We start from the raw sequence: 17,655 nt of genomic DNA, 5'->3' as shown, positions 1-17,655 counted from the left end.
GCCGGCCGCTCGGGCTAACCCAACGTTGCGCACCGTCAGTTCAAGGGTAGATACCCCGAGATGCTCTGCAATCACCGCTGAGCCGTCGGTGCAGCTGTCCAAAACGGCCAGCACCGACACTGCTTCGCCCTTCAACGCGGTGTGTTGACTGGCGACCAGCACCGTCTGCAAACACCGCCCCAGTAACTGCTCTTCGTTGTGTACAGGGATCAGGATTCCGATCATCGCAAACCTTCCTTCTCGGCAACCGACATTGGGTCGCGGCTCCACAAATCCAGCAGGAAGTCCTCTTCCCGATGGGCAAAAAGACGAGGCATCCGCAGGCGCGTTTGTAATCGCTGATGAACCTGATCGGCAGTTTGCGGGCAGCCTTCGATTGGCTGGCGCCAGTGACAGGCCAGCAGTTGTCCATCGGGTGCCAGAGAGGCGAGGGCGCGATCAATCCATTGGTCCAGGTCAAGCGGGTCGAGGTAGTACCCCAGCTCACTGAAGACGATTAAATCAAAGGTGCCTTCGGGCCACTCTGCCGGCAACCGCGCCTCAATCACCTGAGCGTGCTCAAACTCCTTCAATCGCTGTCTGGCCAGGCCGGCGGCAGTCGAGGACGTGTCACAGCAGAGAAAGCGCTCGCAGCGAGTTGCCAATGCTGCGCTGAGTTCACCGTTGGCACAGCCGGGTTCGAAGATGGCGGCGTAACTTCTGCGAGGCAAGGCGGCCAGGGTCAGGGCGCGTTTTCGTTGCTCGTACCATCGTTGTTTAAACGCCCACGGGTCATCGCTGCCCTCAAACAGTTGCTCGAAGTAACTGTTGGCGACGCTCACAGGAACACCACTTCAAAGGGTTGTAGCAGGCGTTCAAGCACGACGGCTGTCAGTACGGGGGAAAGGCCGATTTCCGGATCGCCCTGTAACTGACTGTCAAACGCGTCGGCTGCATGGCGTTTGCGCGCGACGGTGGTTGGGTCCAGCAGGATCTTGCGAGCCCGTTTCCATGGGATCAATTCATCCTCTGGCTGTGCCCAATGCCACGCCCATATGGGAACCTGATAACACTGCGCGCCAACGTTTTGTGCCGCGAGCAGGGCAGCGCGCCCGGTGGCTTCATGGTCACTGTGACCATCAAGCTCCCACGTTACAAACACCACATCGGTTGGGCGCAGGTTGTGTTCGATGAACCGGCTCAGCGCCTGCTCCTGGCTGGCGACCGCGCTGTCGCTGAAGCCGCCACGCAGCCATTCCATGCGGTCCAAAGGCAGGTCTAAGCGCCGTAGCGCTTGGGCAGATTCCAAGGGGCGCACAACCGCCAGACGTTCCGTAGGCCAAGCACTCGAGCCGGGGTGACTGGCACCGCCATCGGTTACTGAAATCAGTTGCATGGCTCGGCCCAGCTGCAATAACTGCCGCATCAAACCGCCAAAGCCCAGCAATTCATCATCGGGGTGGGGCGCGATAATGACCGCACGCGAGCCAACCGGGACCAGTATTTCGGCGCTAATAACCGGGAGTTGCGCCAAACTTCTGGATTGGTTCCACGCCTCCAGCGAGGTGCCTTCACCTACAATCAAATTTTCGCTCATAGGACCCACATCCTTGTCGGCTGACGGCCAACGGATGGCTCATTGTTCGGGGAGTCATCGGTTAAAGAACGGCTTACTAATAACCCTAGCGCAGCAAGGTCGCGCTCGGCATGACTTTGTCGCAAAAATACCGGCAAGTCGGCGATCAATCGGGAGAAGTGCGCGTCCTTGCAATAGGGCCCGGCACCCACCGCTCTGCCAACGTGCAGAATAATGTCTGCGGCAGCCGCTTCGATCACCGCTCGGCTGCGCCGCGCCAGCCGTTCAGCATCCGCAGTCGGTTTATCGTCAAGGCATTGCGCACTGCTGCGTAACACACTGGCAGCGCTATGCAGCGCTGTATCCACAGCACCGAGGTGGGCAAGCGAATGCGGCTCCGCGTGTTTGTGCCCGTGCAACAGCAGGGTGTGCGCCAGTGCACTGGCTGCGCCATACCAACAGGCGGCGATACCGATGCCACCGTGCCAGAAGCCGGCCCGTGACAGGTACTGCCCTGGCGTCCCGATCCGATAGCCTTGGGCCTGGTCAAACTGGACCTCAACACTGCCGGTCGCGCCCATGCCCACGGCACGCCAGCCATCGGCGGTCACTTTGATACCCGGTTGATTCAGCTCAACGGCCACCAGCTGTTGCTGATTCTGGTCATCCCAAGCCGTTATCAATGCGTGACTCAATACTGCTGCGCCGGAACACCAGGCCTTGCGCCCATCAAGCCGGACATCAAGGTTCCCGTACCAATGATCGGCAGGGGTGCTGTCGGTCATTGAGAGCCGCGCTTGCGGCGGTTCGGCTGCCCACATCCCCCACGTGCTGCCTGGGGGGACGTGGCGCGCCTCAAGCTCGGCCATCACCGCCAGAGCATCGGTATGGCCTTCGTACAGCTTGCACAATCCCAGATCGTGACCCGCAACGCAGGCCAGCCCCCTCCAGCGCTCAAGCGTCTGGCCTCTGGCGGGCAATGGCAGTTGATCGAGGCCTTCGTTCACCAGCGCCCGCAAGCAATCACCCAGCGCTTTGGCATCGGCGTAACCGTGCTTGCGCCAGCTGAGAAACTCACTAAGCGCCTGCGTCATGCTTGCTCTTCGTGGTGCAGTTCAAACAACAGCAGCGAGCGAGCTGTCACCGCGTACTCAGTCCCGAACGGCAGGTGCTCTTTGCCGCGAATTTCCGGTTGGTTGGTATCGACCAAACACGTCCAGTAGAAACCCTCAGGCACTTCTGGCAGCTTGAAATTGACCACTTCATGGTGGGAGTTAACCACCAACATCAACGTCGCATCCGCGCCGGCGCGGCGGATGCCGGTGACTTGCGCGCGGCCGTCCATGAGCATGCCAAGGCAACGACCATTGCCGTCTTCCCATTGCTCGTTGGTCATCTCGTTGCCGTCTGGTGCGAGCCAGGTAACGTCCTTGACGCCGATTTCTTCGTTGTAGTCGCCAACCAGAAACCGCCCGCGGCGCAGAATAGGATAGCTTTGACGCAACTTGATCAGACGCCGAACAAATTTCAGCAACGATTTGCCATCTTCGTCCCAGTCCCAGCTGACCCAGCCGATCTCACTGGCCTGGCAATACGCGTTGTTATTGCCGTGCTGAGTGCGGGCGAACTCGTCGCCAGCAACCATCATTGGCGTGCCCTGAGCGAACAATAACGTGGCAAAGAAGTTACGCATTTGGCGTAACCGAAGTGCGTTGATTTCCGGATCGTCGGTAGGACCTTCAACACCGTGGTTCCAAGACAGGTTGTTGTTGCTGCCATCCTGGTTGTTTTCGTCGTTGTCCTCGTTGTGCTTGTCGTTATAAGACACCAAGTCATGCAGGGTGAAGCCGTCGTGCGCGGTGATGAAGTTGACCGAGGCGAAGGTGCTGCGGCCGCGCTGATTAAACATCTGCCCGGAGGCGGTCATGCGTGCGGCGAAGTCGGACAGCTGGCCTTCATCGCCTTTCCAGAACGCGCGCACGGTGTCGCGGAATTTGTCGTTCCACTCCATCCAGCCCGGTGGGAACCCACCCACCTGATAGCCACCGGGACCGCAGTCCCACGGCTCGGCGATCATTTTTACCTGGCGCAATACTGGGTCTTGGCGGCAAGCTACGAGGAAGCTATGGCGTTCATCGAAGCCGTCATGGTAACGACCGAGAATGGTTGCCAAGTCGAAGCGAAAACCGTCGACATGCATCTCGGTGGCCCAATAGCGCAGGGAGTCGGTGACCATCTGCAGAACGCACGGGTGACTCAAATCCAATGTGTTGCCAGTGCCGGAATCGTTGATGTAAAAGCGTTTGTCATCGGGCATCAGGCGGTAGTAGGAGGCGTTGTCGATACCGCGCATTGACAGGGTAGGGCCCAGCTCGTTGCCTTCAGCCGTATGGTTGTAGACCACATCAAGGATCGCTTCCAATCCGGCATCATGCAGGTGCGCAATCATCTCCTTGAACTCGGCGATTTTGCCGTGAGCGAGGTAACGCGGATCCGGTGCAAAAAAGGCGATGCTGTTATAGCCCCAATAGTTGGTCATGCCCTTTTGCAACAGGTGCTGGTCGTTGACGAACGCATGGATGGGCATCAATTCCACGGAGGTTACGCCGAGCGAGCGGATATGCTCGATGACCTCGTCGTTTCTCATGCCTGCAAACGTCCCGCGCAATTCTTCGGGGACCGCTGGGTGGCGCATGGTGAAACCGCGGACATGGGTCTCGTAGATAATTGTTTTGTCCCACGGCACGTTGACGCGTTGATCACGGCCCCACGTATAAGCGGGGTCGATGACTTTGCTTTTTGGCACGAAAGGCGCGCTGTCGCGCTCATCGAAGCTCATGTCGCCGTCTTCGTGACCAATGGTGTAACCGAACAGCGCTTCAGACCACTTCAACTCGCCGACCAGTTGTTTTGCGTACGGGTCGATCAGCAGTTTGTTGTGGTTAAAGCGATGGCCGTTTTGCGGATCATAAGGGCCATACACCCGATAACCATAGATCAGCCCAGGGTGAGCGTCAGGCAAGTAACCATGGAAAATTTCGTCGGTATATTCAGGCAGCTCGATGCGTTCGAGTTCCACTTCGCCGGTTGAGTCAAACAGGCACAATTCAACTTTAGTGGCGTTGGCCGAGAACAGAGCAAAGTTAACGCCGAGGCCATCCCAATTTGCGCCGAGCGGGAAGGGCAGCCCTTCGCGGATCCTCGATGTGACTTGCTCTACTTCTGCTTTGGCCTGGGTAGCTTTGTCGTCGGACTCTTTTGCAGCTTTTGCAGTGGTTTGTTGTGTACTCATAAACATTCCCTGTGGTCTGTAGCTTTTTGGAAAGCGGCCGGGATCGTTACCGTGGCTGCAGAGGCCGCGGAGTGGGATAACTCCTTCAATTAGACCTACCGCAGGTGACAATCGGGGTGGGCCGACCCCTGCGGTAGTGCACTTCCTGGTGACTGAAGGTCAGGTCGCTGATGGCTTACGCGGTGCGCGGGCTTTTTTCGCCGAAGGCGTTACCGGTGCGGCCACCGGGGCTGATACTGGAGTCGGCGCAGCTTTGGCGGCCGGCTTTGCAGCAGCTTTGGCAGCGGGTGGTTTGGCTGCAGGTTTAGCCGCCGGTTTTACGGCAGGTTTAGCCGCAGCTTTCGAAGCCACAGGCTTCGCGTCTCCTGCGCCGTCGACTTTAGGCAGCTTAGGTTTAGCGGTTTTGCGCACCTCTTTCTTGTCGGGCGCCAAGGCTTCCGCTTCAGCCAGTTTGCGCGCCATTTCCCAATGACGTTCTTCCTGTCCTTCAGGTTGCCCTTCTGACTCCCAGATTTGGTACGCAAAATCCCGAACACGTTTTTCGTCGGCACTCATCTCGGCACTCCCAGGTGTTACACAGTTTGAATAATCAGGTTTACAGAAAATTGATCGAGGGCTGCGCTGAGCAGTACCTCTTTGTCAGTTGAGACTGCCACCTCGGAAAAAAGTCCCTTCCAGCGATGACCTGTCTCGGCGAACGGTACTACCACCCGTGTGTCACCCCAACTATCTGCATTGATTAATGGAGTTTGCGCGGTGCCCAATAGTTCATTGATTAAACGCGGTGCAATGACAACAACATACTGCCCCTTACTCTCCCGTGCGAACGCGACGACGTGCTCGGCCTGTGCGCCGAGTACCTGCAACGGAATATAACGCCCGCGGCTGAACACATGAGCATGCTCTGACCGTAGATTCAAAACTCGGTGAATCAACGCCTGTTTGATACGCCCGTCGTGCCAGTTCTCAATTAACACTTGCGGGCTCAGCGATTGCCTCAAGGCTTCAACACGCGCGGGATAATCCACGGGTCGACGATTGTCTGGATCGACCAGGCTAAAATCCCAAAATTCGGTACCTTGGTACAAATCCGGCACGCCGGGCGCGGTGATCCTCATCAGGGTCTGAGTCAAGCTGTTGACTGCTCCGGCGGTGGCAATGCGGTTAGCGGTGGCGCCCACTGACTGACGCAGGGCTAGTCCCTCTGGTGCTAACAGCAGGCGGTTGAGGAACTCTCGACACGCGCTTTCATAGGGTTCGTTCGGCGCGCTCCAACTGCTTTGCAATTTGGCCTCTCGCAGCGCCTTCTCTTGCCATTTAACCAAGCGCTCAGCGTACGCTTCAAAGGCCGCTTCGCCTTCCATCTTCAGCGGCCAACTGCCGAGCAATGCTTGATAGAGCATCAGTTCGTCACCGGCACTGATGTTGATATCAGCAATTTTTAGCGGCAGCGACAACTGCCGCCAATGTTCGACTTGTTCGGCGTACCAGCCGGCGCACTCACTTAACACGGCGAGCCGGGTCCGGCTGTCTTCCCCGCGTTTATGATCATGGGTCGCTGTGGCCAACAGATTGTCCGGGAAAAACTCGACGCGGCGCTGACAGGCGTCATGAAAACTGTCGATCGGGGCACTGAAATGCTGAGGATGGAAGCCAACGTCGTTGCGTGACAGCAGCACCGCTGACCGGTAGAACGACGTGTCCTCAACCGATTTTGCGGCCACTGGGGAGGTCAGTTGCTGAAAACGTACGCAGGCATTGCGGTGAAGTTTGCGCAACCGACCCAATGGCAACTCACGCCACGGTTGACCACCGAGCCACCGTTGCAGGTAATCCAGCACCGGCCAATCGGCTTCGCCAAGGCTGAGTCGTGCACCCTCCAGGGCTTGCTGGAAGAACCGCTCGTCTTCAGCTGAGCGGCCGCACCCGCTGATATAGGTGCGGTAGATCGGGAAGTTGACCACCAGTGCCAACAGCGCGCGGCGAATGGCGCCGAAGGTCAGATCGCGGCTCATCACATCGCTGCGGGCAACCTGCAGCAGCGCTTGCGCAACGCTTTCAAAATCACCGGCCAACGTCCCATGTAGCACCAGGTCGCGGGCCTCCAGCACTTCTTGATTGAAGTCGGCCGTTCGCTCGCTGATCCGGCTCCATAACTCGCCAAGGGGCGCTTCACCGCTGGGGTCATGCTGCAGCAACGATACCTGGTTCATGAACTCATAACCGGTGGTGCCATCCACGCCCCAGTCCAGCGGCAGTTGTTCGTCAGGGCCGAGGATTTTCTCGACAAAGATCGGCACATGGCTCAGTTGCGCCGCAACGGGGCGACTTGAGAGCAGGCCTTCAACCCGCCGCCGCAATTTACGGCAGTAGCCGCGCGGGTCAGCGAGGCCATCGATATGATCGATGCGCAGCCCGTCTACAAGGCCCTCGCTGATCATTTCGAAGATTTTGCCGTGGGTCGCCTCGAAGACATTCGGTCGCTCGACGCGCAGGCCGCCCAGTTCGTTGATGTCGAAAAAGCGCCGCCAATTAATGTCATCGCCCGCTGTGCGCCAACTGGCTAAACGGTAGTGCTGACGTTCGAGTAATTGGTGCAAACGCTCAAAGCCTTGAGTCTCACTGGAGTCAAAGTGCTTCAGCCCACGCTCAATGGCCTGCTTGATTTCAGGTTGCTGTGCCAGCTCGGCCAGTTCGGCGCGGGCTTGGCGGGCACGTTCGTAGGCCTGGGGGTAATGATCGAGCGCTGCAAAGCGCTGAGCCAGTTCACTGAGCTCGGCAGATTGCGCGGCTTCCAGCAACGGGCCGTAAGTGCCTGGGTTAATCGGGAAGCGGTGCTGGTAATGCTCAATGTAAAACGAGCCCAACGGCGCGTCGAAACGCAATGGAATCTCGCCGGCTTGCAGCACCGTACCGTAATCGCTGCTAAGGAAGGGCAGCAGCAATTGACCTTCCAGCAGCGGGTCGGGTGAGTGCCATTGGATGTCGAAGAAATCGGCATATGGGCTGTTACGACCCCATTCCAGAAGATCCAGCCACCAAGGGTTATCGGAACCGCCAACCGCCATGTGGTTGGAGACGATGTCGAGGATCAAGCCCATGCCGTGTTCGCGCAAGGCGCTGACCAAGCGGCGCAATGCGGGTTCACCACCAAGCTCGGGATTGATGACTCGCGGATCGACCACGTCATAACCGTGCATAGAGCCTGCGCGGGCTTTGAGCAGCGGTGACGCGTAAACGTGGCTGATGCCCATGCTCGCGAAATAGGGCACCAATGGCACCGCGTCGTCGAGGGTAAAATCTTTATGAAATTGCAGGCGTTGGGTGGCGCGCAGCGGTTGTAGTGGCTTGATGGGCTCGGTCATTGGTCACGCTCCGCGGCTTGCAGGCGTGATTGTGACAACAGTTCCAGACGGCGAGCGGCAGTTTCATCATCGAGTAGAGTGGCGCTTTCGCCCTGAAAACGCCGACGCCAGTTGGGGTGACTGTCTATGGTGCCCGGCAGGTTTGCTTGTTGTTCGACGCCCAATGCATCTTCCATGGGCAGCAGCACCAGCGGTGCACGGGTATGGCCGAGGTAGCGAACGCTGGCGTCGATAACTTGCTCGCACTCGCTAAGCTGGTTGCGGAAGTTCGCGTGGTCCTGACTCAAGGCGTGACGCAAACCCTCACGTTCCCTTTGGCGGTTATCACGTGCCTGATGCTCGGCTTGCTCATCGATCAGACCCAACACACGGCTCCACTCGATGTCCAGTTCATTCCACCAACCGGTGAGGGTTGGCAGGTCATGGGTGCTGGTGGTCGCCAAGGCTTCGTCCGACCATTTCAAAATGGGTTTGAAATGGGCGTTGTCCTGTTCGAACAACAACACGCGCATGCCGAGAATGGCCCGAGCGGACAGCTTGTCGTGCATGCCTTCAGGCACCGTGCCGAGGTCTTCACCCAGCACCACGGCTTTGTAGCGCCAGGACTCCAGGGCGAGCAAGCGAAGCATGTCGTCCAGTGGATAGTTCAGGTATGCGCCTTCACGCGGTGGCGAGCCGACAGGCACCACCCACAAGCGTTGCAAGCCCATGATATGGTCAATACGCAAGCCACCGGCGTGGGCGAAGTTGGCCCTTAGCATCTCGATGAATGCCCGGAAACCATTGCGTTTCAGGCCGTTTGGTGAGAACGCGGAAATGCCCCAGCTTTGCCCGGAGCGGTTGAGAATGTCGGGCGGTGCACCCACCGTCAGCGAGGCCAGAAGCTCGTCTTGCCGACTCCAGGCCTGGCTGCCCGCACCGTCTGCACCGACGGCCAGGTCTGCAATCAGACCCACGCGCATGCCGCTGCTGCGTGCCGCCACTTGCGCGCGCTCAAGCCCACGTGCGATCAGCCATTGGGCAAACGCGTGGAAGCGAATCTGTTCCCGGTGCTGCGAGGCGAATTCGGCAATGGCCGGGCCTTGAGGATTTTTGAATTCCTCTGGCCATTCGCGCCAATTCTGGCTCATTCCACGGGTACTGCATTGCGCTTGCAGCGCTTCAAAGCGGCAATGATTTTCCAGTGCTTCGCCGCCGGCATCACAAAAGCTGGCGAAGTCTTCGTTGAGTGGATGGCTGCCGTTACTAAATCCCTCAAACAGTGCATGTAACAACGTCCACTTGGCGGCCGCTGCAGCGGGCCAATCAATGAGGTGGAGCGCCTCAAGACGCTCGAACTCCTCAGCTAACCCGGTGCGCTCAATTGCCATGCGCAAATCGCGCTCCCCGAGAACACTGCCGGGCGAGGCGTATAGGCCATTAAGGAACAGCCGACTGGAAGGGGAGTAGGGGCTGTAACGATGAGTGTCGCTGGCAAACATTGCATGCATCGGGCTGATGGCCACGGCATCGGCGCCGCGCTCACCGGCAGAGCGAACAAAATCCTCCAGTGCCTGGGTATCGCCGAAGCCACCGTCGCCCAAGCGGCGCAATGCGTACAACTGCACGGTCAGGCCCCAAACGCGTGGCGTCGCTGTTTCAGTGGCCATGGCAATGCTGTAGCAGCTTTTCGGGGCCACGGCCAAGGTCACGTGCTGGCTGTCGATAATCAACTGCTGGTAACCCACTGCGGACTGTGCGGGTAGCTGTGCGGTATCGGTGAGTATCCCGTTGAACCTGCCACCGTCCTCAAGCACCAGTTCAAAGGGTGTGTTGGGCGCGAACCAAGCGGACAGGTCAAGGGTATGACCGTGATCGACGGTCAGCAGCGGCGGCGCGGTGTGTTGCTTATCTGCTTCGAGCAAGCGTTGCAGGCTGGTTTCGATATCTTCTGCACTGTCGGCAGGGTAGCCCAGGCCGTCGAGCACTTTGCACAATACTTGCGGGCTAACGGTTTGTGGTCGTCCGTTCGCATCAACCCAATCGACTGCTAGACCGGCGCGGGTAGCCAATCTCTGGAGTAGCTCATTGCTCATCCTGTTCCTCCAAAACATCGGTTTCTGTCAGGCTGACAACTGCCGTGTAGGGATTGAGGGTGCCGTGTCGAGAAAGTTCTGCGGCATTTGGCAGTGTCTCGAAAAGAACAGTGCCGTATTTGTATGCATTGAGCTTGACGGAATGCTCGCTCACGTTGAGGTCAATGCGCAGTATCTGGCCATCTCCCATACGCCAGCGGGCAATGACCGCGCCATGAGCCAGCACAGTTGTTTCTAATGATTGCGTACCAACCAGACGCGGCACGATGTACTGGTGCCGAAGCGCCAACAATTGTGTGTACAGCGCCAGCCACTGTTGGTGGTCGGTGCCTTTATCGGTTTCCAGAAACACCACATCAAATGCCGGACGCGACGCTTCGAAGGTGCCGAGAGCGTTAGGGTCGGGAATTTGTTTGCGTTTTTCTTCGTCGGAAAATGCTGGAAAATCGGCAAATTCGGCGCGTCGTCCTTCGCGTACTGCATCAGCCAACTCGCCGTGGTGGCTGGTGAAAAACAGAAATGGCTCGCTGGCGGCCCACTCGTCACCCATGAACATCAGCGGAATCATGGGCGACAGCAGCAACAACGCGGTGGCGGCGCGCAACGCGGGTGCCGGGGTCAATAGCGGCAGTCGTTCGCCGCAAGCGCGATTGCCGATCTGGTCGTGGTTCTGCAAAAACAACACAAACGCACTGGGTGGCAAATGCCCGCTGGACTCGCCGCGATTATGGCCGTGGCGGTTGCGCTCACCTTGGTAAACGAAGCCTTCACTCAAGCACTTCGCCAATTTTTGTGTGGGTTCATTAGCGAAGTCGGCGTAATAGGCTTCGCTTTCGCCGGTCAACAGCACGTGCAGGGCGTTGTGCCCGTCGTCGTTCCATTGGGCATCAAAGCCCTCGGCTAACAAACTGGCCTCGTTGTGTTCGTTCTCCAGGTTCAGCCATACCTGTCTCGGCGCCTCGATGTGCTGCCGAACGCGCTGAGCAAATTCCTTGAGGAAGGTAGGGTCGTTGATCGCGTGTACGGCATCCAGGCGCAGGCCGTCGATGCGATAATCCAACAACCACATCAGAGCGTTATCAACGAAAAAGTCGCGCACCTGACGACGGCGAAAATCAATGGAGGAACCCCATGGAGTTTTTATATCGTCACGGAAGAAGCCCTTGGCGTAATTGCCCAAGTAATTTCCGTCGGGGCCGAAGTGGTTGTAAACCACGTCAAGGATCACCATCAGGCCGTGTCCGTGAGCCGTATCAATCAGGTGTTTGAGCTGATCCGGCGTTCCGTAAGATGATTGCGGTGCATACGGCAGGACGCCGTCGTAACCCCAATTACGATCACCCGGAAATTGCGCCAGAGGCATTAGCTCGATCGCAGTAATGCCGAGTTCGGCGAGGCGCTGCAGGTGCTTTTCAACCTCGGTGTAGCCGCCGAGTACCCCGACATGCAGTTCGTAAATGACCGCCTCATGCCAAGGCCTTCCAGTCCAGGCCGTGTGTTGCCAGCGATAGGCCGACGAGTCGACCACCACGCTAGCCGAATGCACACCGTCTGCCTGCGCCCGTGAGGCCGGGTCAGGCACCTTAAGCTCACCGTCAATGCTAAAGCGGTAGTGAGTGCCCGCTGAGCAGCGGGTTTCCAGTACAAACCAGCCGTCATCCTGTGGCAGCATCGCCACAGAAGTCAGGTCTTCAAACTCAACACTTACGTGGTGAGCATCCGGTGCCCAGAGAGTAAATCGGGTGCGATCTGAATCTAACAATACGGCGCCGTGGCGCCAGTTTTCATCCGTGCGCAAAGGCATCCGTTCAACCCCTTCTAGAGATGGGCAATGGCACCCACGTTCTTTTTCAGTAGTTCTTGATAAAGCTCAGCATATGGTTCAACCGCTTTAGCCCAGTTGAAAGGTGCCGCCATTGCACGGCAGCGCATGGCATTAAGCAGCTCAGCATTGGCAAACACCTTGATCGCCCGTGTGAGCGCTTCGGCATAGCTTTCTATAGTGGCGTCTTCAAACAAGAAGCCGGTGACGCCGTCTTCAATGGTGTCAGCCAGGCCGCCAGTGTTGCGTGCGACGGGTAATGAACCGAAACGTTGGGCGTACATCTGGCTCAACCCGCAGGGTTCATAGCGCGACGGCATCAGCAAGAAGTCGCTGCCGGCAAACATCCGCCGAGCGTCTGTCTCGTTAAAGCCGACACGAACGCTGACTTGACCGGGGAAGCGCAATGCCAACTCACGCATCGAATCCTCTTCCTCAGGCTCGCCACGACCAATGATTGCGATCTGACCGCCGAGATTAACAATGTGTTCAGCGACGCCGATGGTCAGGTCCAGGCCTTTTTGAAAGACCAGCCGCGAGACCACCGCGAACAAAGGACCTTGGGACGGCTCAAGTTCAAACAGCTCACGCACGTAGTCGGCGTTGATTTCCTTGCGCTGCCATTCGTTAGGCTCGAAGCGGCAAATCAGGTGTTCGTCAGTAGCGGCATCCCAACTGGCGTCGATGCCGTTTGGAATACCACTGAGCAGGCCTTGGTCGGCTTTGCTTTGCAGGAAACCTTCTAGCCCGCAGCCAAAGGCTGGGGTGGTTATTTCCTTCGCGTAGGTCGCGCTCACCGTGGTGATGTGGCTTGCGTAGGCCATGCCAGCCTTGATAAAGGAAAGCTTGCCGTAGAACTCCATACCATCGGTACCGAGAGCCTGGTCGGGAATGCCCAGCTCACGGTTGCAGCCTGTGCTCACCGTCCCTTGGTAGGCAAGGTTATGAATGGTGAAAATACTTGGCGTAGTCTGCCCGCGCCATTTCATGTAGGCAGGTGCCAATCCGGCGGGCCAATCGTGGGCATGAACCAGCTCAGGGTTCCACTGGGTCTTGACCGCGCCCGCGGCAAAGTCAGCCGCCGCCAAACCCAGTCGGGCAAAGCGAATATGGTTGTCGGACCAATCGCGGCCGTTTTTGTCGCCATACGGAGTGCCTTCGCGCTCATACAGCTCAGGACAAATCACTACGTATATAACCAGACCGTCTTTCATGTCCATGCGACCGATTTTGCAGGGTGGCAGCCCGGCATAACCGCTTAATTGGCTAATAACGTGTATAGGATTTCCGCTATTGAGGACCTGTGGGTAGCCAGGAATTAGCACGCGGACATCGTGCAGGTGGCGCATCGCTCGTGGCAGTGCAGCAGACACATCGCCTAGACCTCCGGTTTTCACCAGATCAGCCATTTCCGAAGTCACGAACAGGATCTTTCTTCTGTTCGTCAGAGTAGTAAAAGTTGGCTGTGAAGTCGGCAGTTGCAGCATTGGCGCGTCAGTCGATGCGAAGACCGGCAGTAGGGTCAGCTCGCTAACTGGCTGGTTAAAACTCTCTCCCTTCTGGGTTTTGACAGCGCCGCTTATCATCGTTCTCTCCCATTAAATACAGTGTTTGGTGCAGCTTTGGATTTGTTGTGGGTCATATCCTATGACCGTCCACACAAGCGCTACGCAAGAACAGTACCCATTTACTGGATGCGTGATAACAGGACAAGGGACAGAGCCTGAACTCGGGTTACGCCAATAGCTTAGGCTCTCTTTCATCATGACCCACCGTCGTGGCGAAAAGTTTCTATTTTTTTTTACAAACCGGTCTGGCGTGGGGGTCGGCGAGCACACGGCTTATTTATCACGTGATAATACAAGGCATTTTTTCACTGAAATGCGCCTTTATGGGGCGAGCGGCATGCTGGGTGGTGCTCTTAACCACTGGTCGGATTGTTCTACAATCTATCGGGGTGTCTTCAGGCCAGCAAGAAAATGCCTTGAAAAAAAGCCACAAAACATTGGTAGCCAAAGCTGATGCCTTTTCTCGGTGCACAGATGTAATCCCCTTATGGGGATTTGGTTGGTTTTTGTGCAAGCGGTGAAGACTGCTTCAAAGCGGTTCAGGCCTATGAAATGTGATGGCCGATTATGCTTGGGGGGACAGGCGCGGGGGCATAAAAAAGGCCTGCCAGATTGGCAGGCCTTGGAGAGGCTTGGAGGGGCTTACGGTTGGGCTACCTTCGCCACAGTGGCTGGTGGGGTATTGCCGCGCATCAGGCTGAAGTCAGTCAGGCCTTTTTGCGCGTAGGGGTCACCAATCAAGCGCGGGCGTTCTTTGTAGTCAAAGCTGACCAGGCTCTTAGTGCTGTCCAGTTGATCAAAGCTGAGGCCCGCCAACTGCGCCCAGGTATGAATCAGCGAAGAACTGCTGAACGGCCGGCTCTTGATACTGGAAAAGTCCCAGTTGTGTGTCTGGCGCCACTTCGGCGAGGCATACAGCATGAAGGGGATCGTATACATCGGTATCGTCGGCTTGGCTTCGTTGCGCCCAAGCACGTTGTATTTGGGCCCGTCGTAAACGTCTTCGCCGTGGTCGGAAAGGTACATCAAGAAACCGTTTGGATCAGACTTGGCGTAGCTTTTAATCAGGCTCGACACCACGAAATCGTTGTACAGCACCGCGTTGTCGTAGGTGTTGTAGATCGGCACCTGATCATCGCTGAGTGCAGCAGGCACGCCCGTACGGTCGGTGAATTTATCGAACGTTTCGGGGTAGCGGTACTGGTAGCTCATGTGGGTCCCCAACAAGTGGACCACGATGAATTTACGCGGCGCCGGATCGTCAAGGATCTTATTGAACGGTTCGATGACATCCCCGTCGTACTGGCGAGCATTTTGGTTGCGGTTGTTATTGAGGTACACCTGCTCGTCGGTTTGTTCAGAGAACGTCGTGAGCATGGTATTGCGCTTGGTCATCGTCTGCTGGTTAGTGATCCAGTAGGTTTTGTACCCGGCCTGCTTCATGACGCTGACAATCGATGGCGTCTTCAGGTAAAGGTCCGGGTCTTCTTCGTTGGCGAAGGTCAAGACTTGTTGCAGCGCTTCGATGGTGTAAGGCCGTGGGGTGATGACGTTGTCAAACACCTGCAACTGGTCTTTCAACTTATCCAGATTAGGCGTGGTGTCGCGCGGATAACCGTAAAGGCTCATGCGTTGGCGGTTGGTCGATTCGCCAATCACCAACACCATGGTCGCCGGTAGATTGGCCTGTTGGTCTTTCAGATTGGTCAGCGGCGGAATCTCGCTGCTGCTTTTGAGCATGCCTTGCATGCTATTCAGTTGTTGACCGTAGCGGTGGTAGGCCACCAGCATTTGCCATGGCACTGCAGGCTCGACGCGGGTTTCAAAACTTTCGAAGGCGGCAGCCATATTACCTTGTCGGTCCAATTGCTTGCCGAACGGCAGGACGATAAGCATGAACAAGATGAACAGCGACACAACCCAGACTCTGCGGCGCGGCATTAGCACCGGACGCAAACGGGTCCAAAGGAACACCGCAAAGGCGGTGTGCGCCAGGAATGCCAGCATCATCCACCAAGCAAAATACTGGGTGATGTATTCCCCGGCTTCCGACACGTTGGATTCGAACATGATGAAGATGACGCTTTGCGAGAACTCTTGCTGGTAGATGAAGAAGTAACCCAGGCTCGCCAGCGAACATAACCACAGCACGACGCCGATAACGGCTGCCATTACTCGGGTTTTAGACGGGATCAGCAACATCGGCACCAGCCAGAGGGCGCTCATGACGAACGCTTGGCGGAACCCGGCAAAGCCTGAAGTACCCGTGACCTGAATCAGGAGCTGAGTAATGCCGGAAAAATACCAAAAGAACACAAACAGCCAGCACAGACCGGCCCAGTCAAAACCCTTCGGGGACGTCTTACCCCGTTTGAAAATCGTCATCAAGCGCTCCAGCATGTTAACCCGCGAGAATACCGGTGGCATAAAGCCGGCCGACTATCTGATGCACCCGAGAATCGGGCCGTCTGAAAAAAGGCGGAAAGTATAGCTGAGGAGGGGGAAGAATATTGCATCGAGTGACGGGATGAACGGGGAGATGATTGGAACGTTACTTGGCGTGTCTGGTCCGAATTAGCAGAATCGGCGCACAATGGCCTGCAAGATGTGTCGAACCATACGGTGAGAAGGGGGCTCGAAGAAGACCAGCGAGCCGCCCAGACAAGTCAGTTGATATGACGTAGCGTGGTTGCGGAGTCAAGTTGCAGGGAGCTTTGCAGCATCAGCGTCAGATGAGCGATTTTTTGCTGCAGCTGTAGATTTTCGTCCTTGAGTTGACGCAACTCATCACGACGAATACTCACGAAAAGAGTTTGGGGCGGAAGTGCTGTCAGTAGGGTAACCATTGCTTGCCTCGCAGAAAAAAAACGTATATCGACCCAGTGTTTGGCGTTTTGAGACTTTCAGGCTTCGTTGAAGCATGACTTTTCGTTTAGCCTACTGAGCTATCGGCGCGATTTTGATTTCTTTTATTAAAAAATGGAACTTTTTTATTTTTAATTGTCGCGAACGTTTCTTGATCGCGAAAATGTATTGAATCAGGCAGGCTCACCCATGCCCCCTGCCTCTGCTAAAACCGGGTCCGAACGCTCTGGACTAACCTTCATGTACTGCTGGGCTATAAGGTGAGGCATCTCTTTCTTCGTATCAGGAGCACACCCACATGCAACTCGGGATTATTGGTTTGGGCCGTATGGGCGGCAATATTGCACGACGGTTGATGCTTGATGGCCACACCACCGTTGTGTATGACCGTGACGAGAGTTCCCGCGCCACACTTGCAAAAGAAGGCTCGACTGCCGTTGTCGACCTGGCTGCACTGGTTGCGGGGCTGGATAAGCCGCGCGCGGTATGGGTGATGCTTCCGGCGGGCGCTCCTACTGAAGACACGATCAATACCCTGAGCGAACTGCTCGAGCCCGGCGATGTGATCATCGACGGCGGCAACAGCTTCTATAAGGATGATATTCGTCGAGCCGAAGCCCTGAAGCAGCAGCAGTTGCATTACGTCGACGTGGGTACTTCGGGCGGCGTTTGGGGCCTGGAACGCGGTTACTGCATGATGATCGGCGGTGACGCCGAGGTGGTTCGGCGCCTCGACCCGCTGTTCAACACCTTGGCCCCCGGCTACGGCTCGGTAGAGCGGACCAAAGACCGTAACGCCGCCGATGACCGTGCAGAACGTGGTTACATTCACGCGGGTCCAGCCGGATCTGGACATTTTGTGAAGATGATTCACAACGGTATCGAATACGGAATGATGCAAGCGTTTGCCGAGGGCTTTGACATCCTCAAGATGAAAAACTCGGACAACTTGCCGCCAGAGCAGCGTTTCGATCTAAACGTCGCCGATATCGCTGAAGTCTGGCGCCGCGGCAGCGTCGTCTCGTCCTGGCTGCTTGACCTGACCGCTTTCGCGCTGGCGCAGGACCCGCAATTGCACGGCTATTCCGGTTTCGTCGATGATTCCGGCGAGGG

General features: G+C 57.0%; 13 protein-coding genes. 1 reads left to right on the top strand and 12 read right to left on the bottom strand.

The genetic code is table 11. From position 1 onward, the window contains the following. From M0974_RS17625 to M0974_RS17570, 12 genes are all read right to left on the bottom strand, one after another. Nucleotides 1–225, bottom strand: a 225-nt coding sequence (locus tag M0974_RS17625) for a glycosyltransferase (RefSeq protein ID WP_297839425.1), incomplete at its 3' end; no start/stop codon positions are given. Further along, nucleotides 222–821 (bottom strand): SAM-dependent methyltransferase, encoded by a 600-nt coding sequence (locus tag M0974_RS17620; RefSeq protein WP_297839422.1) that lies wholly within the window; start codon nt 819–821, stop codon nt 222–224. The genes M0974_RS17620 and M0974_RS17625, both read right to left, overlap by 4 nt. Then, a complete protein-coding gene (locus M0974_RS17615; protein WP_297839418.1) occupies nt 818–1,576 on the bottom strand; it encodes a PIG-L deacetylase family protein in 759 nt (252 codons plus the stop codon). Before M0974_RS17615 ends, M0974_RS17620 begins: the two co-directional genes overlap by 4 nt. Further along, on the bottom strand, nt 1,573–2,649 hold the full coding sequence (locus M0974_RS17610) for an acyl-CoA dehydrogenase family protein (protein ID WP_297839415.1): 1,077 nt from the start codon (nt 2,647–2,649) through the stop codon (nt 1,573–1,575). Before M0974_RS17610 ends, M0974_RS17615 begins: the two co-directional genes overlap by 4 nt. Further along, on the bottom strand, nt 2,646–4,847 hold the full coding sequence (glgX, locus tag M0974_RS17605; protein ID WP_297839412.1) for a glycogen debranching protein GlgX: 2,202 nt from the start codon (nt 4,845–4,847) through the stop codon (nt 2,646–2,648). Before glgX ends, M0974_RS17610 begins: the two co-directional genes overlap by 4 nt. 159 nt (nt 4,848–5,006) lie before the next feature. Further along, the gene (locus M0974_RS17600; RefSeq protein WP_297839409.1) at nt 5,007–5,402 is read right to left on the bottom strand and encodes a DUF2934 domain-containing protein; all 396 of its coding nucleotides are present in this window, start codon (nt 5,400–5,402) and stop codon (nt 5,007–5,009) included. A 17-nt stretch (nt 5,403–5,419) separates the two neighbouring features. Further along, nucleotides 5,420–8,212 (bottom strand): malto-oligosyltrehalose synthase, encoded by a 2,793-nt coding sequence (locus M0974_RS17595; protein ID WP_297839405.1) that lies wholly within the window; start codon nt 8,210–8,212, stop codon nt 5,420–5,422. Further along, a complete protein-coding gene (malQ, locus tag M0974_RS17590) occupies nt 8,209–10,287 on the bottom strand; it encodes a 4-alpha-glucanotransferase (protein WP_297839402.1) in 2,079 nt (692 codons plus the stop codon). Before malQ ends, M0974_RS17595 begins: the two co-directional genes overlap by 4 nt. Further along, a complete protein-coding gene (gene treZ / locus M0974_RS17585; protein WP_297839398.1) occupies nt 10,277–12,091 on the bottom strand; it encodes a malto-oligosyltrehalose trehalohydrolase in 1,815 nt (604 codons plus the stop codon). Before treZ ends, malQ begins: the two co-directional genes overlap by 11 nt. 14 nt (nt 12,092–12,105) lie before the next feature. Then, on the bottom strand, nt 12,106–13,695 hold the full coding sequence (gene glgA, locus M0974_RS17580) for a glycogen synthase GlgA (protein ID WP_297839395.1): 1,590 nt from the start codon (nt 13,693–13,695) through the stop codon (nt 12,106–12,108). A 624-nt stretch (nt 13,696–14,319) separates the two neighbouring features. Next, complete coding sequence (locus tag M0974_RS17575; RefSeq protein WP_297839392.1) at nt 14,320–16,062, bottom strand: phosphoethanolamine transferase CptA; 1,743 nt, start codon at nt 16,060–16,062, stop codon at nt 14,320–14,322. 281 nt (nt 16,063–16,343) lie between these two features. Further along, complete coding sequence (locus M0974_RS17570) at nt 16,344–16,523, bottom strand: DUF6026 family protein (RefSeq protein WP_297839389.1); 180 nt, start codon at nt 16,521–16,523, stop codon at nt 16,344–16,346. Between the two features lie 317 nt (nt 16,524–16,840). Between M0974_RS17570 and gnd the strand changes: the two genes are divergently transcribed. Then, nucleotides 16,841–17,655 (top strand): phosphogluconate dehydrogenase (NAD(+)-dependent, decarboxylating) (gnd, locus tag M0974_RS17565; RefSeq protein ID WP_297839386.1); only part of this gene is annotated, 815 nt, incomplete at its 3' end.

It is taken from the genome of Pseudomonas sp. (assembly GCF_026224925.1).
Lineage (GTDB): Bacteria > Pseudomonadota > Gammaproteobacteria > Pseudomonadales > Pseudomonadaceae > Aquipseudomonas.
This window is presented reverse-complemented; position numbering and strand designations above follow the sequence as displayed.

Bases quoted from the DNA above. Each gene is read 5' to 3' on its own strand.
- M0974_RS17615 (WP_297839418.1), bottom strand. From the start codon at position 1,576: ATGAGCGAAAATTTGATTGTAGGTGAAGGCACCTCGCTGGAGGCGTGG.
- M0974_RS17610 (WP_297839415.1), bottom strand. From the start codon at position 2,649: ATGACGCAGGCGCTTAGTGAGTTTCTCAGCTGGCGCAAGCACGGTTAC.
- glgX (WP_297839412.1), bottom strand. From the start codon at position 4,847: ATGAGTACACAACAAACCACTGCAAAAGCTGCAAAAGAGTCCGACGAC.
- M0974_RS17600 (WP_297839409.1), bottom strand. From the start codon at position 5,402: ATGAGTGCCGACGAAAAACGTGTTCGGGATTTTGCGTACCAAATCTGG.
- M0974_RS17595 (WP_297839405.1), bottom strand. From the start codon at position 8,212: ATGACCGAGCCCATCAAGCCACTACAACCGCTGCGCGCCACCCAACGC.
- malQ (WP_297839402.1), bottom strand. From the start codon at position 10,287: ATGAGCAATGAGCTACTCCAGAGATTGGCTACCCGCGCCGGTCTAGCA.
- treZ (WP_297839398.1), bottom strand. From the start codon at position 12,091: ATGCCTTTGCGCACGGATGAAAACTGGCGCCACGGCGCCGTATTGTTA.
- glgA (WP_297839395.1), bottom strand. From the start codon at position 13,695: ATGATAAGCGGCGCTGTCAAAACCCAGAAGGGAGAGAGTTTTAACCAG.
- M0974_RS17575 (WP_297839392.1), bottom strand. From the start codon at position 16,062: ATGACGATTTTCAAACGGGGTAAGACGTCCCCGAAGGGTTTTGACTGG.
- M0974_RS17570 (WP_297839389.1), bottom strand. From the start codon at position 16,523: ATGGTTACCCTACTGACAGCACTTCCGCCCCAAACTCTTTTCGTGAGT.